Below are 25,713 nucleotides of genomic sequence, written 5' to 3' on the forward strand. Positions count from 1 at the left end.
ATTTTCATTAATTTTCTATCTTAATTAGATAATTCCTAAAAATGTCCGACAAACAAAAACGAGCCTCCGCATACTGGAAGGAAAACGTAAAATATCTCTTCATTCTCTTAACAATTTGGTTCTTGGTTTCCTATGGAGCGGGTATCCTCTTTAAAGATGCCTTGGACACGATAAAAATTGGCGGTTTTAAACTCGGGTTCTGGTTCGCGCAACAAGGATCTATCTACGTTTTCGTAATCCTTATTTTCGTGTATGTCCGACTCATGAACAAACTGGACAAAAAATATGGCTATAATGAATAGTCTCTAAAAATGCTTTCAAACAACACCAAGACTGCCTAAAACCAAAGACCACACAAACTAAAAAATTATGAGCGTTCAAATCTGGACCTACCTTCTCGTCGGAATTACTTTTGCCCTGTATATCGGTATTGCCATTTGGTCGCGCGCCGGCTCCACCAAGGATTTTTACGTGGCCGGGGGCGGGGTTTCCCCGTTGGCAAACGGTATGGCCACTGCAGCCGATTGGATGTCCGCCGCATCATTTATTTCCATGGCAGGCATCATCGCCTTTGCGGGCTATGACGGTTCCGTCTACCTTATGGGCTGGACAGGGGGCTATGTGCTTTTAGCGCTTTTATTGGCTCCATACCTTCGGAAATTTGGAAAGTTTACCGTACCGGATTTCATAGGGGACCGTTACTATTCCAAAACCGCCCGAATCGTGGCCGTAATCTGTGCCCTTATCGTTTCCTTCACGTATGTAGCCGGACAAATGCGCGGGGTTGGCGTAGTTTTTTCCCGATTTTTAGAGGTCGACATCAACACCGGAGTCATTATAGGAATGATCATCGTTCTTTTTTATGCCGTGCTCGGCGGAATGAAAGGAATCACCTATACCCAGGTGGCCCAATACTGTGTTTTGATTTTCGCCTTTATGGTACCTGCTATATTTATTTCCATCCAGATGACAGGCAATCCCATTCCACAACTAGGGATGGGTTCCAAATTGGCCGATGGCTCGGGAACCTACCTTTTGGACAAGTTGGACGGATTATCCACGGAATTAGGCTTTAACGCCTATACCAACGGCTCAAAATCAATGACCGATGTGCTGGCCATTACCTTGGCGTTGATGGTTGGCACCGCCGGACTGCCCCACGTCATTGTCCGATTCTTTACCGTCAAAAGGGTCAAGGACGCCAGAAAATCGGCCGGATTGGCACTACTACTAATCGCTATTTTATACACCACGGCACCCGCCGTGGCCGTATTCGCCAGAACGAATATGATCAAGACAGTTAGCGATAAAGAGTATGGTGATATGCCGCAGTGGTTTACCAATTGGGAAACTACGGGTTTACTGACATTCGACGACAAAAATGGGGATGGTAAAATTCAATATGTTGCTGACACCAACGTAAACGAACTTACGGTAGACCGTGACATCATGGTACTGGCAAATCCGGAAATAGCCAACCTTCCTGCATGGGTAATTGCCCTGGTGGCGGCCGGTGGCCTTGCGGCCGCGTTATCTACCGCGGCAGGCCTACTATTGGTGATTTCGGCTTCAGTATCCCACGACCTCATAAAAAAAGTATTCAAACCCACTATTTCAGATAAAGGGGAACTTTGGGCGGCACGTTTATCGGCAACGGTTGCCGTTGTAATCGCTGGTTATTTTGGAATCAACCCGCCCGGTTTTGTTGCCGCCGTGGTCGCCCTCGCCTTTGGATTAGCCGCAGCTTCTTTTTTTCCGGCCATTGTGCTTGGAATTTTTTACAAAAAGATGAACAAGGAAGGGGCCATTGCCGGCATGGTCACGGGAACCCTTTTGATGCTGTTCTATATGACCAAGTTCAAGTTCGACTGGTTTGGCGGTGGAACTTCAGAAGATTGGTGGTTTGGAATATCCCCAGAAGGTTTTGGAAGCATTGCCATGCTCGCCAATTTTTTGGTATCCATTAGTGTCATGAAACTCACCCCGCCCCCTCCCTATAATGTTCAGGAGATTGTGGAAGATATTCGGATTCCAAGCGGTGCGGGAGAGGCCATAGACCATTAAATAAATTCGTATTTTTAAAAACCGGAACGGACCAGTTTTGGAATATTTTCAATTTAGATTATAGCGTAAAATCAGCATACAAAAATGAGTAACTATCACATTAAACATCTAGAGGAATATTATCAAGTTTATAGAAAATCCGTCCGTAATCCAGAGGCCTTTTGGGAAGAAATCGCAGAGGAGCACTTTGTTTGGCGCAGGCGATGGAACAATGTCCTGAGCTGGGACTTTAAAAAACCGGAAGTAAAGTGGTTCGAAGGTGCACAGTTGAACATTACCGAGAATTGCATCGACCGACACCTTCCTACCCGTGGCGATAAAACGGCCATTCTTTTTGAACCCAACGACCCCAAGGAAGAAGCGGAACATATTACCTACAGGCAATTGCACCAGCGCGTATGTAAAATGGCCAATGTGCTGTTGGAAAAAGGCATCAAAAAAGGGGACCGGGTGTGTATCTACTTGCCCATGATACCTGAATTGGCGGTTTCCGTATTGGCATGCGCCAGAATTGGCGCCATACATTCCGTCGTTTTTGCCGGGTTTTCCTCCAATGCCCTCGCTACACGGATCAATGATTCCGATTGTAAGTTGGTCATAACTTCGGATGGTTCCTATAGAGGTGCCAAGACCATCGATTTAAAGGGAATTGTGGACAAAGCCTTGGAAGGCTGCCCCGGTGTAGAAACGGTTTTAGTGGCGAAACGCATCCATAGCAATATCGATATGATGCCGGAAAGGGACCATTGGTTACAACCTTTATTGGACGATGCCTATGGCGACAATGTGGCCGAAATCATGAATGCCGAAGACCCACTATTTATTTTATACACTTCAGGTTCCACGGGAAGGCCAAAAGGAATGGTCCATACCACCGCCGGATACATGGTCTATACCGCCTATACCTTCAAAAATGTCTTTCAATACAAGGAAGAGGACGTGTTTTGGTGTACTGCCGATATCGGTTGGATTACCGGACACTCCTATATCGTCTATGGGCCTTTGGCCAACGGTGCCACCACCGTAATGTTCGAAGGAATCCCCTCCTACCCCGATTTTGGTCGGTTTTGGGAAGTGGTCCAAAAACACAAAGTAACCCAGTTCTATACAGCTCCCACCGCAATACGCGCCTTGGCAAAGGAAAATCTCGATTATGTTGAAAAATACGACCTATCCAGCCTAAAGGTTTTGGGCTCTGTAGGCGAACCCATCAATGAAGAGGCCTGGCATTGGTACAATAACAATGTTGGCAAAAAACGAAGCCCCATTGTAGATACTTGGTGGCAAACGGAAACGGGCGGCATCATGATAAGCCCTATTCCGTACGTGACCCCAACGACCCCAACCTATGCAACGTTACCGTTTATAGGCATCCAGCCAGCCCTGATGGACGAAAACGGACAGGAAATCAAGGGGAATCAGGTCGATGGCAGGCTCTGCATCAAATTCCCGTGGCCTTCCATGGCAAGAACCATTTGGGGCGACCACGAACGATACAGGGATACGTATTTTTCGGCCTATAATGACATGTATTTTACGGGCGATGGTGCATTGCGCGATGCCGTTGGCTATTACCGGATTACGGGTCGGGTGGACGATGTCATCATCGTATCCGGTCACAATTTGGGTACGGCACCTATTGAGGATTCCATCAACGAACATCCGGCAGTGGCAGAATCCGCCATCGTCGGGTTCCCTCACGATGTAAAGGGAAATGCACTCTACGGATATATAATTTTGAAGGAAACCGGTGAAAGCAGGGACAAAAACAATCTCAGGAAGGAAATCAATCAGCAGATAACGGAGCAAATTGGCCCTATTGCCAAACTGGATAAAATCCAATTCGTTTCGGGATTGCCCAAGACCCGAAGTGGTAAGATCATGCGACGAATCCTCCGCAAGATTGCCAGTGGAGACACGTCCAATCTTGGCGACACGAGTACGCTGTTAAATCCTGAAATCGTTCAGGAAATCATGGATGAGGCGCTTTAACCCGGAATATGCATTAGGGGAGCGTCGCGAAGGTAAAAAGCGCAATAAAGTAAAGTGGTTTGGAAATTTAGGCATAGCACCGCTATGGCGAAATTGAAAATACAGCGTAGCGTTTTATTTTGAAGCGATTTTTAGTTGTAACAGCTTTTCTAATGCATAATCTGGGTTTTATTCTACTGATACGCCTGATTACTTGCAAACAGTGGTCTTGTCTTAAACGCGACGAACAGGACCACTGAAAATAATCCACATATACCAAGCCCTGCGAACAAGGCCCATACAGAGTCGGTTATGAATTTTCCTATGTAGATGGATATCGGAATCGATAATACCGTGGAGACAAAACCTGTAATCGCCGCCCCAATGCCAGCTATGTGACCTATAGGTTCCATGGCGATGGACCGTAAATTTCCCCAAATAAAACCCAAACATAAAAATAATATCGAAAGAAAACCGATCAATACGGGCACGCTTGGGTCGGGCTTGTTCCAAAATAGAACACTATAGAGTAGGGCGATGGCCGTGAAGGCGGACAAGGCCACGAAAGATAGGTTTCGCATGCCAAAACGTAACACTAGCGTACCGTTCGTCAACGTTGAAAAACCGATGGAAATGGCGAGTCCGGCGAAGATTAGCGGAAAGCTATCTGCCATGCCATATAATTCCTCAAAAACATGTTGGGCGGAGCTTAGATACACTAAAAAAGAACCTGTAATCAATCCGGAGATAATCGTACAAGAAACAGTCTCCCTGTACTTAAAGATTTCCGTGGTTCCGTTGATAAATACCGATGTTTTAAAAGGTACCTTATATTCGGGTTTTAGGGTTTCCTCCTGTCGTTTGTAAAACCAAAAACATACCACTAGACCAAAAAACAGCTGCGCATAAAAAATACCCTCCCAACTGGAAAAACTCATGATAAATTTCCCAAAAGCGGGAGCGATGACCGGCACCAATATAAAGAAAGCGGTTACGAAGGACATGATCTTAGCCATATAATCGCCGCGATAGGTGTCCCGGATAATGGAAATACTTATGGTTCTTGGTGCCGAAAGCCCGACACCCTGTAAAATCCTACCAACAATCATGATTTCTAGGTTTGGCGCCAAAAGACAGATAACACTGGCGATGGCGAAAACTCCGAAACCAATGTATACCACGGGCTTTCTGCCCAAACTATCGGAAATGGGACCAAAAAAGAGCTGCCCCACGCCCAGTCCCAAAAATATCATGATGATCAATAGCTGATTCTGGGTCGGGTCCAGGCTATGGATGGCCATGCCAATATCGGAAATGGCAGGTATCAAGGCATCAATCGTTAAGGCTACGATGGACATTAATGAGGCCATTAACGCTACAAATTCAAAATTAGGTTTTACCTGTTCGTTTTGCATGGCGCAAAAGTAACCCTTAATACCAGAATGACCGTTACCCGATCGTCAATTTTAAGTTTTGTACCATTTTGATGTTCAAATATGTATTTTTGGACCAAATATTAGATGGATGCTCATTATAGGAATAGCGGGAGGAACGGGATGTGGAAAGACTACCGTGGTAAATCAGATTATCAATGAACTGCCCAAAAACGAGGTGGGGGTCATTTCACAGGATTCCTATTACAATGATCTTTCGCACCTCACTTTGGAAGAACGCCGAAAGACCAATTTTGACCATCCCAGTGCCATCGATTTCAAATTATTGGAAAATCATCTGAAGGCGCTAAAAGCGGGGGAATCTGTAGAACAACCGGTGTATTCGTTTTTGGAATGTAATAGGACAGAAAAAACCATACCCACCCATCCAAGAAAGGTGATGATCGTAGAAGGCATCCTCATCTTGACCAATGCCGAAATCAGAAATATGTGCGATATAAAGATTTTTGTGCACGCCGATACCGATGAGCGCCTCATCCGTAGATTAAAAAGGGACGTGAACGAACGTGGATGGAACTTGAACGAAACCCTGGACAATTACCAGAATGTCATAAAACCGATGCATGACCAGTTTATAGAGCCCACCAAGGAATATGCTGATATCATTATTCCCAATAATAAATACAATACGGTTGCCGTTGAAATTGTACGGAGCATTATTAACGAAAAATTAGCCGAAGCCTAGTGGGACTAAAGGAATTAAGGGAGAAAAAATGGTTCAAGGTCATGACCAATATCTATGTTTTGGTACTTACCGTATTCGTTATATGGATGGTCTTCTTTGACACCAACTCCCTGCTCATCCACATGGAGCTGAAACGCGAAATAAACAAGTTGGAAAAGACCCAGGAATTCCTAAAAAAGGAAATCGCCAAGGATAAAAAAGTCATCGAAAAACTGTCCAATGAGGACGAGTTGGAAAAATTTGCCAGAGAAGAATACTACCTGAAGAAAAAAAACGAGGAAATCTATTTGATTGAGTACGAAGACAGTCTCAAGCGCAAGGAAAAAAAAGAATGATGTCCTTTCTGCCAATCGGTACAGACATTGCAAGTATCACATCTAAAGTTTTGATATCTAAAACTTTAACGCTATTTTAATCAAAAGGGTTTGGTTATTCACCTTGTGTTAACAAAATCCTTTTATCAGCCCCACAAATAATCGTATTTTTACACCCTAACTTACTTAGTATATGGGCAAGATAATTGCTATAGCGAATCAGAAAGGCGGCGTTGGTAAAACGACTACGACCGTAAACCTCGCTGCCTCCCTAGGTGTTCTGGAAAAGAAGGTACTGTTGATCGATGCCGACCCCCAGGCCAATGCCACCTCTGGATTGGGTATTGACGTGGACAGTATCGAGTTGGGCACCTATCAGCTTTTGGAACATACAAAAACTGCCAAAGAGGCCGTCATCCCAACTACCTCACCCAATGTGGATTTGATTCCCGCCCATATAGACTTGGTGGCGATCGAAATAGAATTGGTGGACAAGGACGAACGAGAATATATGATGAAAAAGGCCGTCATGGACATAAAGGATGCGTATGATTATATTCTTATCGATTGCGCCCCTTCCTTGGGGCTCTTGACATTAAATGCACTGACCGCCGCAGACTCCGTAATTATCCCCATTCAATGTGAATACTTTGCCTTGGAAGGTTTGGGTAAGTTATTAAATACCATAAAAAGCGTACAGAGAATACACAATCCGCAATTGGACATTGAAGGAATGTTATTGACCATGTACGATTCCAGATTACGGCTCTCAAACCAAGTGGTAGAAGAGGTCAAAAAACATTTTGGCGATATGGTCTTTGAGACCATCATCCAACGGAACGTTCGATTGAGCGAAGCGCCCAGCTACGGCGAAAGTATCATAAAGTATGATGCGGCCAGCAAAGGGGCTACGAACTACCTGAACCTGGCGGACGAGGTGGTGAAGAAAAACAAGCAGACAGCATAACATGGCAAAAGCAGTAAAGAAACAGGCTTTGGGAAGAGGATTATCGGCATTGTTGAAGGACCCTGATAATGACATACAATCTGCATCGGATAAAAACGCCGACAAGGTCGTTGGTAATATCATTGAACTGGATTTAGAGCATATTGAGGTCAATCCTTTTCAGCCCCGGTCCAATTTTAACGATGAAACTTTACAGGAACTGGCTTCTTCCATACGGGAATTGGGTGTTATCCAGCCCATTACGGTAAGAAAGCTTGGTTTCAACAAATACCAACTCGTTTCTGGGGAAAGAAGGTATCGCGCCTCCAAATTGGTAGGACTGGATACCATCCCGGCCTATATTCGCATCGCTAACGACCAAGAATCCTTGGAGATGGCGTTGGTGGAGAACATCCAGCGACAAGATTTGGACCCCATTGAAATTGCGCTCTCCTACCAACGGCTTATCGATGAAATTAATCTTACCCAGGAAAAATTAAGTGATCGGGTAGGAAAAAAACGCTCTACGATTGCGAATTACCTAAGGCTGTTAAAGCTAGACCCCATTATACAGACCGGGATGCGCGACGGCTTTTTGAGCATGGGCCACGGGAGGGCCTTGGTAAATATCGAGAACAGGCAGGACCAGATAGCCCTCTACGAGAAAATCGTAGGGCAAAATTTATCGGTACGGGATACGGAGAATGCCGTAAAGAACTATCACAAAAAAGAGGAGCCAAAACCGGTAAAACCAATGGGGGAGACCCCAACCTATGTGGCATCGGGAATCGAGGAAATCTCCAAACATCTATCCGCAGGAATCAAAGTAAAGACCAGCGGAAATTCCAAAGGAAGCATTACCATCCCCTTTCATTCCAAAGAGGAATTCGAGCGAATAAAAAAGTTGATTACGGGTGCATAAACACTTTTCAATACTCTCCCTGTTGTTTTTTTTGACCGTAACGTCCTATTCCCAAGAGGAAGAGCAACCGGAGGAAAAAGCAACGGACTCCATTTCCAACGCACTTAGTACGGATGTCTTAATAATGGACGACTCCCTAACCGTCAAGAAAACAAGGAATATAAATCCGTTGGCTCCTAGCAAGGCCGCATTTTATTCTGCGGTGCTGCCCGGTCTGGGCCAAATCTACAACAAGCGCTATTGGAAGGTTCCGCTTGTTTGGGGAGCTATTGGTGGAAGCGTTTATGCCTATACTTGGAACAACGATAACTACAAACGTTTCAGGACGGCCTTTAAAAGAAGGCAGGCCGGGTTTACGGACGATGAATTTAATGGCGAAGGTGTTTTTCCCTTTTTGGACGATGGTGATTTGGAAAACCAACAGGAACGTTTTCAGCGCGACCGGGACCTTTGGTTGGTTTTATCAATCGTGGCCTATAGCTTGAACATTATCGATGCCAATGTGGATGCGCACTTAAAGCAATTCAATATCGATAACAATCTGGCCTTGGATTTTGAACCGTATCTTGACCTGAACGCCGTTACCAACAACCCCACCTACGGGATGGCCCTAACCATAAAATTTTAAGTATGAAGATTGCACTTTTCGGTTACGGAAAAATGGGAAAAATGATCGAGCGGTTGGCCGTTGAGAGAGGACATGAAATCGTTGCCAAAATCGATATGGGTACCACAGAGGTTGATTTCTCCAAAATGGAAGTAGCTATCGATTTTAGTACTCCGGATGCCGCCTACGAAAACATACTAAATTGTATTGACAATAAGATTCCCGTCATCTCTGGAACCACAGGTTGGCTTCACAAATTCGGGTCGGTTGTCCAACATTGTAAGGAGCAAAAAGGAGCCTTTATCTATGCCTCCAACTTCAGTTTAGGGGTAAACATCTTTTTTGAACTAAACGAATATTTGGCCAAAATGATGAAAAACCTTTCCCAGTATTCCGTTTCGTTGGAGGAAATTCACCATACCCAAAAATTGGACGCACCCAGTGGCACGGCCATTACCTTGGCGGAAGGAATTATTGCCCATACCGATTACAAAAATTGGAAGCTGAACGAACCGGGGAATCATCAAATTGCGATTTCGGCCAAGAGAATCGGGGATACGCCGGGTACCCATACCGTGGAATACGCTAGCGCTGTAGATAGTATTGAGATAAAACATACCGCACACAACCGCGAGGGATTTGCTTTGGGAGCCGTCATTGCTGCGGAATGGATTCTTGGAAAGACAGGGGTTTTCACAATGAAGGATGTGTTAAACCTGGGTTAAAATAAGTAACAAACGAATATTCAATAGACAGATACAATCAAATTACGTTCCTAGCGGGAGCATTAAATATCGATTATCGCGTAAAAAGTATACATCATGAATGGCACACAGTGGATCATATTCATCTTAGCAATACAGGTAATTCATTTTCTAGGAACTTGGAAATTATACGTTAAGGCCGGTCGAAAGCCCTGGGAGGCCCTTGTCCCCATCTACAATGCCATCGTTTTGATGCAGATTATCAACAGACCCAAATGGTGGGTCATTTTGTTGTTCATTCCCATCATCAATCTGTTGATGTTCCCTGTAATTTGGGTTGAGACCATACGGAGCTATGGCAGGAACAGCCTCGTGGAATCTTGGTTGGTCGTATTGACCCTAGGCTTTTATATCTTCTATGTGAACTATGCATTGGACGTACAATATATCGAAAATAGGAGCCTCCATCCAGGCACGGCCTTGGGCGAATGGGTAAGTTCCATTGTTTTTGCCGTAGTGGCGGCCACTTTGGTGCACACGTATTTTATTCAACCGTATGTAATACCCACCGGATCACTGGAAAGAACCTTGCGTGTGGGCGACTTTTTATTCGTGAGCAAATTCCATTATGGGGCCCGGACACCCATGACTACGGTGGCGGCACCTATGGTGCATGACACCCTTCCCCTCATAGGAACAAAGTCCTATTTGAACAAACCGCAGCTTCCCTATTTTCGATTACCCGGATTTACAAAGGTTGAACGGAACGATATTGTAGTTTTTAGTTGGCCGGCGGATACCGTTCGCCAATTCTTCAGGGCCGAAGCCGGGGTGAAAAAACCCATCGACAAAAAATCCAACTACGTAAAACGTTGCGTGGGTATTCCTGGGGATTCCCTGGAAGTGCGCGATGGATATGTATTCGTAAACGGCAAGCAGCTGGAATTACCCGGAAGTGCCAAACCTCAGTATGATTATATCATTTACGCCCAAAAAGGAGTATCCTCAAGACTGTTGGACCAATTAGGAATTACGGATTTCACCAGAAAATACATTTCAGGACCCGTCAACCAACAACAGGCCCAAGCTATAAATCCCTATTTAAAAGGATTTAACCAACTGGCCGATGGCGGTTTGGAACTCTATACGGGCAGTTCAGGCTTCCCAACCGATGTCATTAGAAATAATCGGCTGTCTCTTAAAGAGGTAACGGATCGGGAGCGCTTGGTTCCCCTTACGGATGAAATGGTAGCTACGCTACGCAAGGACTCGGGTATCGATTCCGTAGTTCGGCAAATAGTCCCCAAAGGCAGAAGGGGCATCAACCTTTTCCCCCAAAGTCCGGATTACCCTTGGAACTATAGTCAAATGGGTCCCATCTATATACCCAAGGAAGGGGCGACAGTTTCGCTGAATCTAAAAACACTGCCGCTATACAAAAAGATTATCCGCGAGTACGAAGGCAACACCCTGGACGTGAACGGCAACCAAATAGTGATCAATGGCGAAGTTGCTGACACGTATACCTTTCAACAGGACTATTATTGGATGATGGGGGATAACCGGGACCATTCAGAAGACAGCAGGGCGTGGGGCTATGTACCAGAGAACCATATCGTAGGAACGCCTATTTTCATATGGATGAGTTTTGACAACTTTACGGAACCCATGTCCAAATGGCGCCCCAGATGGGACCGCATCTTTACGACCGTAAACGGGGATGGCGAACCACAATCCTATTTTAAGTACTTCCTGATTCTCTTGGCGGCCTATTTCGTGGGCAACTGGTTTTGGAAACGCAAAAAGGCCCAAAAATAACCACAGGCACCCATGACCGTACTACATCCTGCTTATTTTCCCAATGTGGCTTTTTTAAGTGTGTATACAAAGGCTAAAAATGTGGTGCTGGAAATGCAGGACAACTATCAAAAACAGACCTACAGGAACCGGGCGTATATCTGCACGGACCGGGGCAAACATTTATTAAGCATTCCCATCGTGCACACCAAAGGTGCCACAGGCAGGCAGTGCTACAAGGATGTGAAACTGGACAATTCCTATCCATGGCAACGCCAGCATTGGAGAACCTTGGAAACTGCTTACAGAACTTCGCCGTTTTTCGAGTTTTACGAAGATGAAATCAAACCTTTGTACGAAAAGGAATTCGAGCTCCTCTTGGATTTCAATTTGGCTTCCATCCAAACCATCTGTGATTGCCTACAATTGGACTTTGTGGATGAATTCACGGATATCTATTCCCTTGAGTATGAAAAAGATTATCGGTATTTGGTAAATGCAAAAAAAGAGGTGCCGTACGAATTTCCCGAATATGTGCAGGTTTTTGGAGACCGACATGGGTTTATCCCCAACCTGAGCATTCTAGACGTACTTTTCAATTTAGGTCCCAACACCGCCGGGTATATTTCCGATATAGAAATACCCTTTTCCAATGCTTAGGTTCTTGGTACACTACGGGATTCATTTTATAGTCCCCATACTTGTTGCCTTATTTTTTTTTAAGGAACATCGGTTGAAAGTGGCTTTGATACTTTTAGCGGGAATTGTTCTGGATGTAGATCATCTTTTGGCTTTGCCCATTTTTGATGCCGATAGATGTAGTATCAACTTCCACCCATTGCACACTTATTGGGCGATCGGTATGTATTGTTTGATGCTTTTTTGGAAAACCACCCGAATCTGGGGTATCGCCTTTTTAATCCACATGGTGGCGGATCTGGCCGACTGCCTATTTATCCGAAACAACCTGTAGGACGGCCATGATGGGCTCGTGATCGGACAGACTTACCTTGTAATTTTTATGTCCCAACACCTCGATATTTGGGTCGGTCAAGATAAAATCGATTCGCAATGGGAATTTCCAAAAGTTGATGGTCCTACCATAGCCATTTCCCTTTTCCACGAAGGTATCGGCCATATCCTGTTTAAGCTCCTGATAGGCATAGGAATATTGGGTATTGTTCATATCGGCACAAACAATTTTGCTATGCCCCACCCCTTTCATGTGTTGCCTGATCAAATCTGCCTGTTCCTGTTGTTTCGCAAAGGAATTTCGCAATCTTCCCAGTAATCTATCCGATCGCTCCCTTTTCAGGCTTCTGGGACGCACCTTTAAGGATTCCAAATGAAGATTGTATACGCGAAGGGTATCCTTTTGGTACAATACATCCACAAAACTGGCCCCGTTCAAGGAGTTCTGAAACTCAATATCACCTTTATTGATAATCGGGTATTTAGAGTAGATGGCCATTAAGACCCCCTTTTCTTGTGAACCGACCTCGTAATTCGTAAAACTGTACGGATACTTGGTAAAAACCTCATTCCGCAAACCGTAATATCCAAATTCCTGCAAGCATAGTATGTCCGGATTTTCCTTTTGGATGAACTCGGCAATTTCGGGAACAATGGGTCGGTCATAATTCCGCGGAAACCCTTCAAACCCCTGTATATTGAAACTCATGACTTTTAGGGCATTATCGTCATACGCCTCCCCGGTATTGAACTGAACAAAAGAGCCCAAGCTAAAATAGCCAACCACCAAAGCGATAAAGGAGAGCCACAAACGTTTTGGCTTGACCATGAGCCAATATAAAAGAAATAGAAAGTTTGAAATCACCAACACGGGAACAGGGAGGCTTAAGAAGGAAAGGGTGGCCGATTTCATGTATTGTGCAACACAGGCCAATAGCAATGCCAACGAAAAAACAATATTTAACCCGTAAACGGTTTTACCCCAAAGAGTCATACGCCAATTTGAATCTATTCCTTACCTGCCTTAAAAAGAAAGTCCTTTTCCGCTTTAGAAAGACTTTCATAACCGGACTTGCTGATTTTGTCCAAAATGGCATCAATTTTTTTCTGCTTGCTCTGGGCATCATAATCGGTTGTACTTCTATTGGAAGGGGCACTTTGGTTCCTGTATACCGTTTTTAAGGGAGCCTTTTTTTCGGTGCGCTTGAATAGATTGGCAATACTGTCAAAAAAATTTGAAAACCCGGCCCCTATATCATTGCCCTTGAACAATTGACTGGCGTACAGATATCCCAGCAAAGCACCTCCCAAATGGGCCAAATGCCCCCCTGCATTACCGCTGGTGGGCAGTTGGATCAAATCCATCAAAATAACGAATACCCCAATATACCAGAGCTTTACATTGAAGAAAATGACCCGTACTTCCTGGTTGGGAATATAGGTGCAAATAAAGATAAGAATGGCACTCGCACCGGCCGAGGCGCCAATCAATGCGGCGTTCACGTTGAAGAATGCCGGAAATATGTTATAGCCCAGCATAAAAAATAAGCCCCCAAGGATAACGCCCAAAAAGTATACGTTTAAAAACCGTCTACCATCAAAAAGGTTCAAAAAAATTCGGCCTACAAAAAAAATAAGCAGCATGTTCCAGAACAAGTGTCCCAGTCCGCCATGAAAAAAGGAATACGTAATAATGGACCAGGGCTGCATCAAAAACCCGAAGAAATCATTGGGCAGCTCAAACCATTGGACAATCGCATTTTTGGAGAAGCCAAATAGAAATGGAATAAGTGCGTTGACAATATATACCACCACGTTGATCGCGATAAGCTTCTCGGCCACACTTAAGCGTGCATATTGATATTTTAAATCGAATCCTGCCATTATCTGTCCCAGCGATTATTGTTAAACTGATTCTTTTTCCAATACCACATCATTATAAAACCTACAAGCGCACCTCCAACATGGGCAAAATGTGCAATTCCCTGTCCGAAAATCCCATAGCCTGTAATCCCTGAAAACAAATCCAAACCGATCAATACGGGAATGAAATACTTTGCCTTGATGGGAACCGGAAGAAAAATTAGGAAAAGTTCACTGTTGGGGTAGGACATCCCAAAGGCCACCAATACACCATAAATGGCTCCGGAAGCACCAACGGCCGGTGTGTGATAGGCGCTTAAAAAATTGTCGACAGTTGATTTTCCAGCTATGTTATACCACTCCGTATTGTACTGCCCCCTAGTAACAATGTCCATAACAGAACTTTCCGATACTCCGGAACTAACGATGGCATTGAGTCCTTCCTGAAAGTAATAATAGTTGACCCCGGTATGGAGCAAGGCTGCCCCTAATCCCGCGGAAAAATAAAAGAACAGAAACTTATTTCGACCCCACATACGCTCCAAGGGTGTTCCAAATGCGTAAAGGGCGTACATATTGAAGAGGATATGCATAAACCCACCATGCATGAACATATGGGTCAAAATTTGCCAGATTGCGAAATTCTCGTTTTTTGGAAACCAAAGCGAGAACCATTGATACATTTGGTCCCCATAAATCTGTGTGGCAACAAAAAATAAAATATTGATGATCAATAAGTGCTTTATCGCCTCGGTTAGTCTGCTCATTTATATAAATTTTCTATCAATATCGGTTTCTGTAATCGTGGTATAGGTACGTTTGTTAAATGGGCTCAGGGCACTTTCCTTGCAGGCAAAGAGGTCGTTTACCAAACCTACCTGCGAACGGTCGTCCAACACCTCCCCGGTCTTAACGGATAGGGTCTTGGCCAAGGTCTTTGCCAACATATCCACCTGTGAAAAACTATCTTCGGCAACTTCCATTTGGAAATCTGAGATGAGCTGTTCCATAACCATTTGCACCTCACTTTCCGTAACCACTACGGGCACGCCTTTCACTTCCACTGTTTCGGGGGTAATATCGCCAAAGACAAATCCCACCGCACAAAGACTTTCTTTTATTTCCTTCAGTATGGATATTTCGCCCCGGGTAAAATTTAGATTCAGCGGGAACAATAATTGTTGGCTCACCGCCTCCTTGATGGTTATATTCTTTAAAAACCTTTCGTAAAGCACCCTTTGGTGTGCCCTGCTCTGGTTGATGATCAACATCCCGGACTTTATGGTGGAAACAATGTATTTCTTTCGTAGCTGAAAGGTAGTCGTTACAGATTCCTGGGTTTCCACCGAAGTATCAAAAATAGTGTTATTGATACCTTCGGATTCCATTTCCAGGATACCTATGTCCCGCTGGGGCAATTTTCGTTCCAAGCCGTGGTAAATGCTTTCCCATCCCTTGGCACTCGGTTGTCGGGAATACCCGGATGCGTTATTGGTTCCCGATTTCTCAAAGGGATTAAAACTGGAGTCGACCGTTATACTGGGCAGCGATACCGCTTTGTCCCTAAAATCGTATGGGGTCTCCAAATTTTGGTCCTTTTCAAAATCCAAGGACGGGGCCACATTGAACTGGCCCAAACTATGCTTTATGGTCGATTTTAAATACGCGTACAGAGTATGCTCGTCGTCGAACTTCACTTCGGTCTTTGTGGGGTGTATATTGATGTCTATAGTGGCCGGATCCACTTCCAGACAAATAAAATAACCCGGATGCATTCCAGGTTTTATCAATCCCTCAAAGGCGCCCAAAACGGCGTGGTGCAAATACGGACTCTTGATGAATCTATCATTGGCAAAAAAGAACTGCTCCCCCCTACTCTTTTTGGCAAATTCCGGCTTTTGGACGTATCCTGTAATTTTCACCACCTGGGTTTCCTCGTTTACAGGTACTAATTTCTCGTTGGTCTTTCGCCCAAAAATCTGAACGATGCGCTTTCTAAAATCATTGGCAGGAAGATTAAAGACCTCACTGCCATTATTATAAAAACTGAACGAAACCTGCGGATGCGCCAGAGCCACCCTGTGAAATTCATCCGTAATATGCCTGAATTCCACTTGATCCGACTTCAAAAAATTACGCCGTGCCGGAATATTGAAAAAGAGATTTTTTACCATCATGGAAGTCCCTTTGGGCACTACGGCAACTTCCTGACTTATAACCCTACTGCCCTCAATTTTTATATGGGTACCTACCTCATCCTCAGCGATACGTGTCATCATTTCCACGTGTGCAATGGCCGCTATGGACGCCAATGCCTCGCCCCTAAAACCTTTGGTATGCAAGTTAAAAAGGTCTTCGGCCTTTTGGATTTTGGAGGTAGCGTGCCGTTCAAAACTCAAACGGGCATCCGTATCGCTCATGCCAATGCCATTGTCCACCACCTGAATCAAGGTTTTCCCCCCATCCTTTACGATCAATTTTATGTCGGTCGATTGGGCGTCAATGGCGTTTTCCAGCAACTCCTTTACCACGGAGGCCGGTCGTTGCACTACTTCTCCCGCTGCGATTTGGTTGGCAACGTGATCGGGTAAAAGTCTAATAATATCCGCCATTATCAGGAAAAAAATATGGAGAGATCGAAATCAATTATATATAGGAAAATCAAAATGAGAATGGCCAAGATAATCACGAATCGGATTTTTACGTTTCTATCGCCCTGTCTTCGGGAATCTTCCAGGGCATTGCTGATCTTGTTCTTCAAACCCCGTTGATTGTTGAGGGTACTTCGAAACTGATCAAACTTGGGCTCTATCCGGTAGGGGCTTCCTTTGCCCTTATCGTCATAAAATCTAGGATTGTACTCGAACCTTCTGTTTTTTCGTAAACGCGTTATTTTACTCAGAAATCCCATAGCTTCAAAGTTACTCAAAATAGCAAAAAGCCCCTTACAAGAATCCCCAAAATTTGTTAACACGCCACATTACCTGGCAATCTGGATTTCTTACTATGTTATGGGAAAAACGGGCTTGAAAGAAAAGGAAACGGCTACTTGCCCAATACGGCCATTTTTATTGCCGCGATGGCAGCTTCGGCACCTTTATTACCGTGTTTTCCACCACTTCGGTCAATGGCCTGTTGCATGGTATTGTCCGTTAGGACACAAAAAATGACGGGAACATTCAATTGTACATTGAGGTCCTTGATACCCTGGGTGGTAGCACTACAGACAAAATCAAAATGTTTGGTCTCGCCCTGTATGACACTCCCTATGGCAATGACCGCGTCCGGTTTTTCCTGTTGTATCAGTTTTTTACAGCCATAGGTAAGCTCGAAACTTCCCGGAACGTTCCACCGTATGATATTGGACGCCTGCGCACCGCAATCCAACAAGGCCGTTTCGGCTCCTTGGTACAGCCCTTCCGTGATGTTGGAATTCCACTCAGAAACAACGATCCCAAACCGAAGATGCTTCGCGTTTGGGATAGTGTCCTTATCGTATTCCGATAGATTTTTGTTCTCCGTGGCCATTATGCGCCAGTTTTGGCTATGCCGATAAAGGCATCGATGGAAGTGGCCGCTTGGGAACCGGAAAATTCGTCCTTGATTCTTTGAAAGTATTCCAAAGCTTTTGATTTATTACCCATTTCCAAGGCGGTAACCCCGGCCTTGTACAAGAATTTGGGCGTCGTATATTCGTTATTGCTGTGCTTGAAAGCGGCCTCATAATAACCCAAGGCATCGGAGGGTTGGTCCAATTGCATAAAGGCATCTCCAAGACCACCTTTTGCCAGAGCCCCTAAAATGGCATCATCGGATTTAAAATCCTCTAAATAATCAATGGCTTCCTGGTACTTATTCATGTTCAAGTAGGACATGCCTGCGGAATAATTGGCCAAATTGGCTGCCTTGGTACCACTGTATTCCTCAATGATGTCCAAGAAACCGTATTTACCTTCCGCACCTTCCAAGGCAAGCGTGAACAGGGAATCCTTTGCCGTGGTGCTGTTCAAGGCCTGGTCAAAATACTGCTGCGGATAATACATTTCGTTGGCGGCGTTGGCTTCCTTTGGCTTCAATACAAATTGATTATAGGCCAAATACCCCAATACGGCTACGGCGACCACACCAATGATTCCTAAGATGTAATTCTGATTCTTGGAAACCCATTCTTCGGTCCTGGAAGCACCTTCATCCAACGAACTAAAAACTTCCGCGGTAGTACTTTCCTGCTCTTCAAACTCCTGAGCCTCAACCTTTGTTTTGGGCTTAAATCCTCTTTTCTTGTATGTTGCCATCTCTATTTTTATTGGTCGCGCAAAAATAAAGTTTTTATTGAAATCCAATAGTGTATTTATTCGTTATTTTTGGAAGTCCAAGCAATGGATGCCCTTTGCGCAATAAAAACTCGAATCTTTTAATGTATTTAAAGAGCCTTTCCCTTCTGAACTACAAAAACTTTGAATCCAAAAATCTGGAGTTTGATTCCAAGATCAACTGTTTTGTGGGGGACAATGGCGTTGGAAAAACCAATATCCTGGATTCCATTTACCATCTGTCCTTTGGCAAGAGCTACTTTAACCCCGTTTCCTCCCAAAACATAAAGCATGATGCCGATTTCTTTGTAATAGAAGGGCATTTTCAAAAGGAGGACAAAGAAGAAAAAATCGTATGTAGCTTAAAAAAAGGAAATAAAAAAATCATCAAACGAAACGGAAAACCGTACGAGAAATTTGCGGACCATATTGGGGTATTGCCATTGGTGATCATTTCCCCGGCCGACAGGGACCTGATTTTGGAAGGGAGCGATGTCCGCCGAAAATTTATGGATGGGGTCATTGCCCAGTCGGACAAGGAGTACCTACAACACCTGATAAATTACAACAAAGTCCTCTCGCAAAGAAACGCGCTTTTAAAGTACTTTGCCGCCAACCATACTTTTGACAAGACCACGTTATCCGTTTACAACGGACAATTGGAAAATTACGGTACGGAACTATTCAAAAAGCGGGTGAAATTTTTGGAGGACTTCATACCCATTTTCAAGGAGCAGTACAAGGCCATCACAAACAATATCGAAGATGTAAACCTTACCTACGACAGCAAACTGTTCTCCCAAAACCTGGGCACGCTTTTGCAGGAACATTTGGAAAAGGACAGAGCCTTGCAGTATACAAGCGTGGGTATTCACAAGGACGATTTAAATTTCTCCATTAGGGAGTATCCCATCAAGAAATTTGGAAGCCAAGGCCAACAAAAGTCCTTTTTGATCGCCTTAAAATTTGCCCAGTTCCATTTTATGCGCAATTTATCGAAGACCAATCCCATTTTACTCTTGGACGATATTTTTGACAAGCTGGATGAAAACAGGGTCTCCCACATCATTTCCTTGGTGAACAAGGAAAACTTTGGGCAGATTTTTGTGAGTGACACCCATGCCGACCGTACCGAAGCCGTTGTAAAAAAAATACACCAGTCGTATAAAATTTTTAAACTTTGAACCATGTACAGGTTGCTGTTTCTACTAATGCTATTAGGAGTTTCCTGCAATGACAGGATTGCCATGGAGGATTTACATCATTTGAACGGATACTGGGAAATCCAGGAAGTGGAATTCCCTAATGGCAACAAAAAGGAATACCCCATGAATACCGTGGTTGACTATATCGAGCTCAACGAGAATAACGGGTTTCGAAAAAAAATGGTGCCCCGGTTCGATGGTACGTTTGAAACTTCGGATGATGCGGAACCCTTTAACATTTTTGAAGAAAACGGTGTTTTTTATTTGCGCTATGAAAATCCATTGAGCGAATGGCAGGAAAGGTTGTTATCTTTATCAGAAGATTCATTTTCCGTTGAAAATCCGGAAGGAATCCTATATCGTTTCAAACGCTTTGAACCTATAAAACTGGATTGACCATGCCCCGAAGAGAAAACGACCATTTGAGCATGCAGGATGCCTTATCGGCCTTCATAAAAAAGAACAACCTGCAGGAAGGAATGGACAAGGTGGATGTTCGTACGGCGTGGGCCAATCTTATGGGCAATGGGGTATTAAATTATACGACGGATGTGGAACTTAAAAGGGACACGCTGTTCGTTTCCCTAACTTCTTCCGTGCTACGGGAAGAACTAAGCCATGGAAAGACCAAGATTATCACCATGCTGAACGAAGAGTTGGGCAAAGAGCTCATAAAAAAATTGGTGCTGCGTTGAACAGAAATCAGTAGCAGCTTGCCGTTAGCATGTTTCAGTTGCCAGTATTAAGTGTGCAGTTGGCAATGAACAATTACCAGTTATAAGTTAACAGTTGGCAGTAAACAGTAGGAGTTTACAGTAAAAAGTTTACAATGAACGATTTTGTGCAAAAGCTATAAGCCTTAAGCGAAAAGCTCAGCGTAAAGCGTTCATCACAAGGCGTCTAGCTACTACCTACAACGAGCAACGAGCAACGAATAATAAATAACGAACAACCAAAAAGCCAATACGGTCTCCCGGAGCAAAGCGAAGGCCACAAAAAAAGGCCGTCCAAATCATTATTTGAACAGCCTTACTTTCTTAAATTAAATTTTCCTATCAATATATTTCCCTACCGGAAAAATGAAACGCGCCCTCGATAGCGGCATTGGCATCACTATCAGAACCATGTATGGCGTTTTCCGCAATATCCGTAGCGAACATCTTTCGGATGGTACCTTCCGCAGCTTCGGCAGGATTGGTAGCACCGATCAAGGCCCTAAAATCCTCCACGGCGTTCTCCTTCTCCAATATGGCTGAAACGATGGGGCCGCGTGTCATAAATTCAACCAACTCCCCAAAGAAAGGTCTTTCCTTGTGTATGGCATAAAATTCCTGTGCGTCCCGTACGCTTAACTGGGTATATTTCATGGCGATGATCTTAAATCCGGCCGCCGTGATTTTTTCCAAAATAGCTCCAATGTGTCCATTTTCAACAGCATCGGGCTTAATCATGGTAAATGTTCTATTTGTAGTCATTTATTCTAAAATTTTGCGCAAAAATACGCTTTTCGCAAAGAACCACAACTTTATAGTAGCATACTAAAAGAATATGCCTTGTGAAAAGAATGTGGACCCTGTATTCGCTTTCCTATTAAATTGTATCTTTGCGCCCATGAATTTTGAGCAAGTAACGGCGTTGAAGAAATTGCTTTCCTCTTCAAAAAGGATTGCCATTGTACCGCATAAAAATCCGGATGGGGACGCCATTGGTTCCACCCTGGCGCTTTCCCATTATCTGTCAAAAAAAGGTCATGAAACCCAAGTACTCGCTCCCAATGATTTTCCAAAGTTCCTGAAATGGATGCCCGGGGCCACTGAAATCTTGAACTTTGAAAGGCATAATACGGAAGTAAAAAAGTTTATCGAAAATGCCGATTTGATTTTCACGTTGGATTTTAACGACTTTGGACGTGTAGGCCAAATGGCGGAATGTTTGGAAAATGCATCGGCACAATTCATCATGGTGGACCATCACCAGCAACCTTCGGACTATGCAGTCATCACGTATTCCGATGTAACCATAAGCTCTACTTGCGAAATGGTCTACACCCTCATCGATGCCATGGGGGACCGTGATTTCATCGACAGCGATATAGCAAACTGCCTATATACGGGTATTATGACGGATACCGGCTCCTTCAAGTTTAAGGCTACTACCAGTAAGACACATCGCATCGTTGCGGAACTTATGGACAAAGGGGCCGATAATACGGCCATCCACGAGAAAGTCTACGATACCAACTCGCCTAGCCGATTGCACCTTTTAGGCTGTGCCCTAAAGAACATGGTCATTCTTGAAGAATTCAACACGGCCTATATTACGTTGACCCAAGAAGAACTTGATAGGTACGACTATGAAAAAGGCGATACGGAGGGCTTCGTGAATTATGGCCTTACCTTGAACAATATTCGTTTTGCGGTTATTTTTATCGAGAATAAGGATGAAGGGATCTTTAAAATTTCCTTTAGGTCCGTAGGCGATTTTTCAGTGAACGAATTTGCACGGAACCACTTCGAGGGAGGCGGACATACCAATGCCGCTGGCGGCAAAAGCGAAAAATCCTTGCAAGAGACCATCGATTACTTTATATCCCTATTACCCAACTATAAAAAAGAGTTGACAGCATGAGAACCCTTGGCGTACTTCTCGTTTTCATTTTACTTTATGGATGTCAGGGTCCTGAACCTCGCAAACCGGTCCAGCGAAAAAGCGGCAGTTATTTCAAGGAATCCATTGAAAGGAGTAGAAAATTGTTGGAGGCCGAAGAAAAAAAAATCCAGGAAATCATAAAGATTGATTCTTTAAAGCATTACACCCATAGTGCTTCCGGTTCCTGGTATCATTACCTTAGGGTGAACGACTCAACGGAGTATACCCCCCAAACGGATGATATTGTTACCATGAAATATAATCTTCTGACCTTGGATAACGACACCTTGTATTCCGAAGATGAGATAGGAACATTTACTTATAAGGTAGACAAGCAGGAATTGTTTCTGGGCCTTAGAGCGGCGGTAAAGTTGTTAAAGGAAAACGAAAAGGCCACTTTCCTTTTCCCCTCGTCCATAGCTTACGGATATCATGGCGACAATAATAAAATAGGCACCAATGTGCCCCTTAAATCGACGATTACAATTTTAAACATAGAAAAACAACAGGATAATTTAGAAGAATAAATATTATGATAAAGAAAACATACCTATGGGCGGCCCTTGTCTTGCTTATGGCAAGCTGTAAAACCAGTCAGAGAGCGGATTTGGGCGATGGCCTTTTCGCCGATATCAAAACCACCCATGGCGATATTATCGTGAAACTGGAGCATGAAAAAACACCAGTTACGGTGGCCAATTTTGTATCCTTGGCCGAAGGCAACAACCCTTTTGTTAGTGAACAGTTCAAAGGGAAAAAGTATTATGACGGACTTACCTTCCACCGTGTGATGAAGGACTTTATGATACAGGGTGGAGATCCATTGGCTACGGGTACCGGGAATCCGGGCTATAAATTTATTGACGAGTTCAACGACTCTCTCATCCATGATAAAAAAGGGATACTTTCCATGGCCAATTCAGGGCCTGCGACCAACGGAAGCCAGTTCTTCATCACCCATGCTCCTACCCCATGGTTGGATAACAGGCACAGTGTTTTTGGTGAAGTTGTAGAGGGTCTGGAAGTGGTGGATTCCATCGCAGGCGTACAGGTATCCCCCGGAAATAATAAGCCCTTGGAACCCGTAAAAATGAATACCATTGAAATCATTCGTAATGGAAAGGAAGCGAAAAAATTCGATGCCGTAAAAATAATGACAGAGTATTTTGACGGGGAGGAAGAACGTCTTGCTGCCATTGAAAAGGAAAAAGCCGCAAAAAGGGCCGAAATCGAAAAAATGAAATCGGAGTTCTCATCCACTTTGGAAACTCAAAAGCAAGAGGCAAAAACCTTGGAATCCGGTCTAAAAATTCTTGTTTTGAACGAAGGCGCTGGCGAAAAACCCACAGTAGGCCAAAAAGTTGGCGTAATGTATGCCGGTTATCTGGAGGATGGTACTTTGTTTGACAGTAATTATGAAGAAGTTGCCAGAAAATATGACATGTTCGATGAGCGACGTTTACAGGGAGGCGGCTACATGCCGATACCTATGGACTACAGTCCAGAATCACCTTTAATAGCCGGTTTCAGGGAAGGTCTTTTAAGCATGAACGTTGGGGACAAGGTACGTATATTCATACCTCCACATCTTGGATATGGAGCGCAGGGGTCTGGACCCATTCCTCCCAATTCAGATTTGGTATTTGATTTGGAGATTACGGGAATACAGGAATAGTACATGTAAAGACCTGACAGGTTTTGGAAACCTGTCAGGTCTAAAAAAACCAAACCCGTCACGTCCTTAAAGGTATCTGACTTAGTACCTCCAGTAAAAACTTCCAGAATTTCTGTACGGAGGAGATGCTTACGCGTTCATCGGGAGAATGGGCCCCTTTGATGGTGGGTCCAAAACTGACCATATCCATCCTCGGATAATTTTGTCCTAATATCCCACATTCCAATCCGGCGTGACAGGCAACCACACGGGGTTTGGCATCAAAAAGTTTTGTATACACCGATGTGACAATCTTGAGTATTTCAGAATCCATATTGGGATTCCATCCGGGATAGGACCCAGAAAATGTAACCGAAAAGCCCCCAAGTTCAAATACCGATTTTAAAGCATTGGCCAAATCCATTTTTCCGGATTCAATCGAAGACCGGGTTAAACAACCGATTTCTATCATGCCATTGGCAACGGTCACCTTTGCCACATTGTTGGAGGTCTCCACCAAATCTTCCATGTTGGCACTCATTCGGTAAACCCCGTTATGAAGCCCGTAAATAGTTTTTAATAGCTGCTCCTGCTGCTCCAATTCCATCAATTTTTCAAAAGGATGATTGACTGTCTCAAAGTGGATATCCAGTTTCGGTTCCACCACCGCCAATTCGGTTTTGATAGCTTGTGCTTCGGTCTTCAATTTTTCCAAAAATGCGGGCAGCTGGTTTTCGTCCACATTTAACAGACATGTGCTTTCCCTGGGTATGGCATTTCTAAGGCCCCCACCATGTATTTCAGAAATCCTAAAATCGTATTCATTTCCTTGGAACAACAACCGATTCATTATTTTATTGGCATTGCCCAGACCCTTGTGGATATCCATACCGCTATGGCCCCCGGCAAGTCCTTTTACAGTAATTTTCAGGCCGACTTCCCCCGATATTCTAGGAGTCTGATTATAAGATTTGGTTGCTGTGACATCAATGCCCCCCGCACACCCAATATCGATTTCATCGTCCTCTTCGGTATCCAAATTCAACAGAATTTCTCCTTGTAACAGACCATCCTTTAACCCAAAAGCTCCCGTCATCCCGGTTTCCTCGTCTATGGTGAACAAGGCTTCCAAAGGTGGATGAGCAATTTCCGTGGATTCCAACAAGCTCATAATGGCAGCGACCCCCATACCATTGTCGGCTCCCAAAGTGGTACCCTTAGCTTTTACCCAATCGCCGGCAACAAACATTTGAATCCCGGTATTCTCGAAATCGAAGTCGGTTTCCGCGTTTTTCTGGTGCACCATATCCAAATGGGACTGTAGGGTAACGGTTTTTCTTTGTTCCATACCAGCTGTTGCTGGCTTCCGGATAATGACATTTCCTACGGCATCGGTCAAGGTTTCCAGCCCCAATGAGTTTCCAAAATCGACCATAAATTGAATCACCTTTTCCTCCTTTTTGGAAGGCCTGGGAACCGCATTCAATCTTGAAAAGTTCTTCCAAACGTTTTTGGGTTCTAATTCGAGTATCTGGTTTTTCATAAGATTGAAATTTTTCAGTAAAAATACATACCATAAAATCAAATCCCTAT

Annotated in this window: 28 protein-coding genes; 18 read left to right on the forward strand and 10 right to left on the reverse strand. The window is 44.1% G+C overall.

Annotated features, from left to right (window positions below):
* Window positions 1-41: 41 nt before the first annotated feature.
* The 3 genes from PP181_RS16640 to acs all read left to right on the forward strand — a co-directional run bounded on the left by PP181_RS16640 (window position 42) and on the right by acs (window position 4,056).
* A complete protein-coding gene (locus tag PP181_RS16640; protein WP_138259426.1) occupies window positions 42-302 on the forward strand; it encodes a DUF4212 domain-containing protein in 261 nt (86 codons plus the stop codon).
* A 67-nt stretch (window positions 303-369) separates the two neighbouring features.
* Complete coding sequence (locus tag PP181_RS16645) at window positions 370-2,064, forward strand: sodium:solute symporter family protein (protein WP_272637916.1); 1,695 nt, start codon at window positions 370-372, stop codon at window positions 2,062-2,064.
* 84 nt (window positions 2,065-2,148) lie between these two features.
* Window positions 2,149-4,056 carry an acetate--CoA ligase gene (gene acs / locus PP181_RS16650; protein WP_272637917.1) on the forward strand — a complete coding sequence of 636 codons (1,908 nt, stop codon included), beginning with the start codon at window positions 2,149-2,151 and terminating at the stop codon, window positions 4,054-4,056.
* Window positions 4,057-4,229: 173 nt separating this feature from the next.
* Here acs and PP181_RS16655 read toward each other — a convergent pair whose 3' ends face one another.
* On the reverse strand, window positions 4,230-5,450 hold the full coding sequence (locus PP181_RS16655) for a multidrug effflux MFS transporter (RefSeq protein WP_272637918.1): 1,221 nt from the start codon (window positions 5,448-5,450) through the stop codon (window positions 4,230-4,232).
* Window positions 5,451-5,559: 109 nt separating this feature from the next.
* Between PP181_RS16655 and udk the strand changes: the two genes are divergently transcribed.
* From udk to PP181_RS16700, 9 genes are all read left to right on the forward strand, one after another.
* Complete coding sequence (udk, locus tag PP181_RS16660; protein ID WP_154920815.1) at window positions 5,560-6,174, forward strand: uridine kinase; 615 nt, start codon at window positions 5,560-5,562, stop codon at window positions 6,172-6,174.
* Window positions 6,174-6,509 carry an FtsB family cell division protein gene (locus tag PP181_RS16665; RefSeq protein WP_272637919.1) on the forward strand — a complete coding sequence of 112 codons (336 nt, stop codon included), beginning with the start codon at window positions 6,174-6,176 and terminating at the stop codon, window positions 6,507-6,509. Before udk ends, PP181_RS16665 begins: the two co-directional genes overlap by 1 nt.
* A gap of 172 nt (window positions 6,510-6,681) precedes the next feature.
* Window positions 6,682-7,455, forward strand: a complete 774-nt coding sequence (locus PP181_RS16670; RefSeq protein WP_138259420.1) for a ParA family protein — start codon at window positions 6,682-6,684, stop codon at window positions 7,453-7,455.
* Between the two features lies 1 nt (window position 7,456).
* A complete protein-coding gene (locus tag PP181_RS16675) occupies window positions 7,457-8,356 on the forward strand; it encodes a ParB/RepB/Spo0J family partition protein (RefSeq protein ID WP_272637920.1) in 900 nt (299 codons plus the stop codon).
* Window positions 8,349-8,984 carry a DUF5683 domain-containing protein gene (locus tag PP181_RS16680; RefSeq protein ID WP_272637921.1) on the forward strand — a complete coding sequence of 212 codons (636 nt, stop codon included), beginning with the start codon at window positions 8,349-8,351 and terminating at the stop codon, window positions 8,982-8,984. Before PP181_RS16675 ends, PP181_RS16680 begins: the two co-directional genes overlap by 8 nt.
* A gap of 2 nt (window positions 8,985-8,986) precedes the next feature.
* Entirely contained in the window at window positions 8,987-9,688 is a 702-nt protein-coding gene (dapB, locus tag PP181_RS16685; protein ID WP_272637922.1) for a 4-hydroxy-tetrahydrodipicolinate reductase, read from the forward strand.
* 96 nt (window positions 9,689-9,784) lie between these two features.
* Window positions 9,785-11,485, forward strand: coding sequence for a signal peptidase I (gene lepB, locus PP181_RS16690; RefSeq protein WP_272637923.1), 1,701 nt, complete (start codon window positions 9,785-9,787; stop codon window positions 11,483-11,485).
* Window positions 11,486-11,497: 12 nt separating this feature from the next.
* Window positions 11,498-12,124 carry a WbqC family protein gene (locus PP181_RS16695; protein WP_272637925.1) on the forward strand — a complete coding sequence of 209 codons (627 nt, stop codon included), beginning with the start codon at window positions 11,498-11,500 and terminating at the stop codon, window positions 12,122-12,124.
* Window positions 12,117-12,437: a DUF6122 family protein gene (locus PP181_RS16700; RefSeq protein WP_272637926.1), complete on the forward strand. Its 321-nt coding sequence runs from the start codon at window positions 12,117-12,119 to the stop codon at window positions 12,435-12,437. Before PP181_RS16695 ends, PP181_RS16700 begins: the two co-directional genes overlap by 8 nt.
* On the opposite strand, the gene PP181_RS16705 is transcribed toward PP181_RS16700, so the two are convergent.
* From PP181_RS16705 to PP181_RS16735, 7 genes are all read right to left on the reverse strand, one after another.
* Window positions 12,414-13,382, reverse strand: coding sequence for an endonuclease/exonuclease/phosphatase family protein (locus tag PP181_RS16705; RefSeq protein ID WP_272637928.1), 969 nt, complete (start codon window positions 13,380-13,382; stop codon window positions 12,414-12,416). The genes PP181_RS16700 and PP181_RS16705 overlap by 24 nt on opposite strands.
* Before the next feature lie 62 nt (window positions 13,383-13,444).
* Window positions 13,445-14,320, reverse strand: a complete 876-nt coding sequence (locus PP181_RS16710; protein ID WP_138259413.1) for a rhomboid family intramembrane serine protease — start codon at window positions 14,318-14,320, stop codon at window positions 13,445-13,447.
* Window positions 14,320-15,066, reverse strand: a complete 747-nt coding sequence (locus PP181_RS16715; RefSeq protein ID WP_138259412.1) for a rhomboid family intramembrane serine protease — start codon at window positions 15,064-15,066, stop codon at window positions 14,320-14,322. The genes PP181_RS16710 and PP181_RS16715 overlap by 1 nt, the downstream gene beginning before the upstream one ends.
* The gene (mutL, locus tag PP181_RS16720) at window positions 15,067-16,911 is read right to left on the reverse strand and encodes a DNA mismatch repair endonuclease MutL (protein ID WP_154920807.1); all 1,845 of its coding nucleotides are present in this window, start codon (window positions 16,909-16,911) and stop codon (window positions 15,067-15,069) included.
* Window positions 16,912-16,913: 2 nt separating this feature from the next.
* Window positions 16,914-17,210, reverse strand: coding sequence for a riboflavin synthase subunit beta (locus PP181_RS16725; RefSeq protein WP_154920806.1), 297 nt, complete (start codon window positions 17,208-17,210; stop codon window positions 16,914-16,916).
* Between the two features lie 134 nt (window positions 17,211-17,344).
* Entirely contained in the window at window positions 17,345-17,827 is a 483-nt protein-coding gene (gene ribH / locus PP181_RS16730) for a 6,7-dimethyl-8-ribityllumazine synthase (RefSeq protein ID WP_272637929.1), read from the reverse strand.
* Window positions 17,827-18,594: a tetratricopeptide repeat protein gene (locus PP181_RS16735; RefSeq protein ID WP_272637930.1), complete on the reverse strand. Its 768-nt coding sequence runs from the start codon at window positions 18,592-18,594 to the stop codon at window positions 17,827-17,829. The genes ribH and PP181_RS16735 overlap by 1 nt, the downstream gene beginning before the upstream one ends.
* A gap of 122 nt (window positions 18,595-18,716) precedes the next feature.
* Here PP181_RS16735 and recF point away from each other — a divergent pair, with 122 nt between their 5' ends.
* Genes recF through PP181_RS16750 form a run of 3 tightly spaced genes read left to right on the forward strand, consistent with a single transcriptional unit; the run spans window position 18,717 to window position 20,512 of the window.
* On the forward strand, window positions 18,717-19,796 hold the full coding sequence (gene recF, locus PP181_RS16740; protein WP_154920803.1) for a DNA replication/repair protein RecF: 1,080 nt from the start codon (window positions 18,717-18,719) through the stop codon (window positions 19,794-19,796).
* Window positions 19,797-19,799: 3 nt separating this feature from the next.
* Window positions 19,800-20,213 carry a hypothetical protein gene (locus PP181_RS16745; protein ID WP_154920802.1) on the forward strand — a complete coding sequence of 138 codons (414 nt, stop codon included), beginning with the start codon at window positions 19,800-19,802 and terminating at the stop codon, window positions 20,211-20,213.
* Window positions 20,214-20,215: 2 nt separating this feature from the next.
* Window positions 20,216-20,512 carry a DUF721 domain-containing protein gene (locus tag PP181_RS16750; RefSeq protein WP_272637931.1) on the forward strand — a complete coding sequence of 99 codons (297 nt, stop codon included), beginning with the start codon at window positions 20,216-20,218 and terminating at the stop codon, window positions 20,510-20,512.
* A gap of 360 nt (window positions 20,513-20,872) precedes the next feature.
* Here the strand turns inward: PP181_RS16750 and PP181_RS16755 are convergent, their stop codons facing one another.
* On the reverse strand, window positions 20,873-21,292 hold the full coding sequence (locus PP181_RS16755; protein ID WP_138259404.1) for a nucleoside-diphosphate kinase: 420 nt from the start codon (window positions 21,290-21,292) through the stop codon (window positions 20,873-20,875).
* 136 nt (window positions 21,293-21,428) lie between these two features.
* Here PP181_RS16755 and PP181_RS16760 point away from each other — a divergent pair, with 136 nt between their 5' ends.
* Genes PP181_RS16760 through PP181_RS16770 form a run of 3 tightly spaced genes read left to right on the forward strand, consistent with a single transcriptional unit; the run spans window position 21,429 to window position 24,141 of the window.
* Window positions 21,429-22,445, forward strand: coding sequence for a DHH family phosphoesterase (locus tag PP181_RS16760; RefSeq protein WP_272637940.1), 1,017 nt, complete (start codon window positions 21,429-21,431; stop codon window positions 22,443-22,445).
* Window positions 22,442-22,993: a gliding motility-associated peptidyl-prolyl isomerase GldI gene (gene gldI / locus PP181_RS16765; protein ID WP_138259403.1), complete on the forward strand. Its 552-nt coding sequence runs from the start codon at window positions 22,442-22,444 to the stop codon at window positions 22,991-22,993. The genes PP181_RS16760 and gldI overlap by 4 nt, the downstream gene beginning before the upstream one ends.
* A gap of 8 nt (window positions 22,994-23,001) precedes the next feature.
* Window positions 23,002-24,141: a peptidylprolyl isomerase gene (locus PP181_RS16770; RefSeq protein WP_419776396.1), complete on the forward strand. Its 1,140-nt coding sequence runs from the start codon at window positions 23,002-23,004 to the stop codon at window positions 24,139-24,141.
* 58 nt (window positions 24,142-24,199) lie between these two features.
* Here PP181_RS16770 and PP181_RS16775 read toward each other — a convergent pair whose 3' ends face one another.
* A complete protein-coding gene (locus tag PP181_RS16775; RefSeq protein WP_272637933.1) occupies window positions 24,200-25,663 on the reverse strand; it encodes an aminoacyl-histidine dipeptidase in 1,464 nt (487 codons plus the stop codon).
* Window positions 25,664-25,713 lie beyond the last annotated feature (50 nt).

It is taken from the genome of Maribacter sp. PR66, assembly GCF_028464205.1.
In the GTDB taxonomy this organism is placed as follows: domain Bacteria; phylum Bacteroidota; class Bacteroidia; order Flavobacteriales; family Flavobacteriaceae; genus Maribacter; species Maribacter flavus.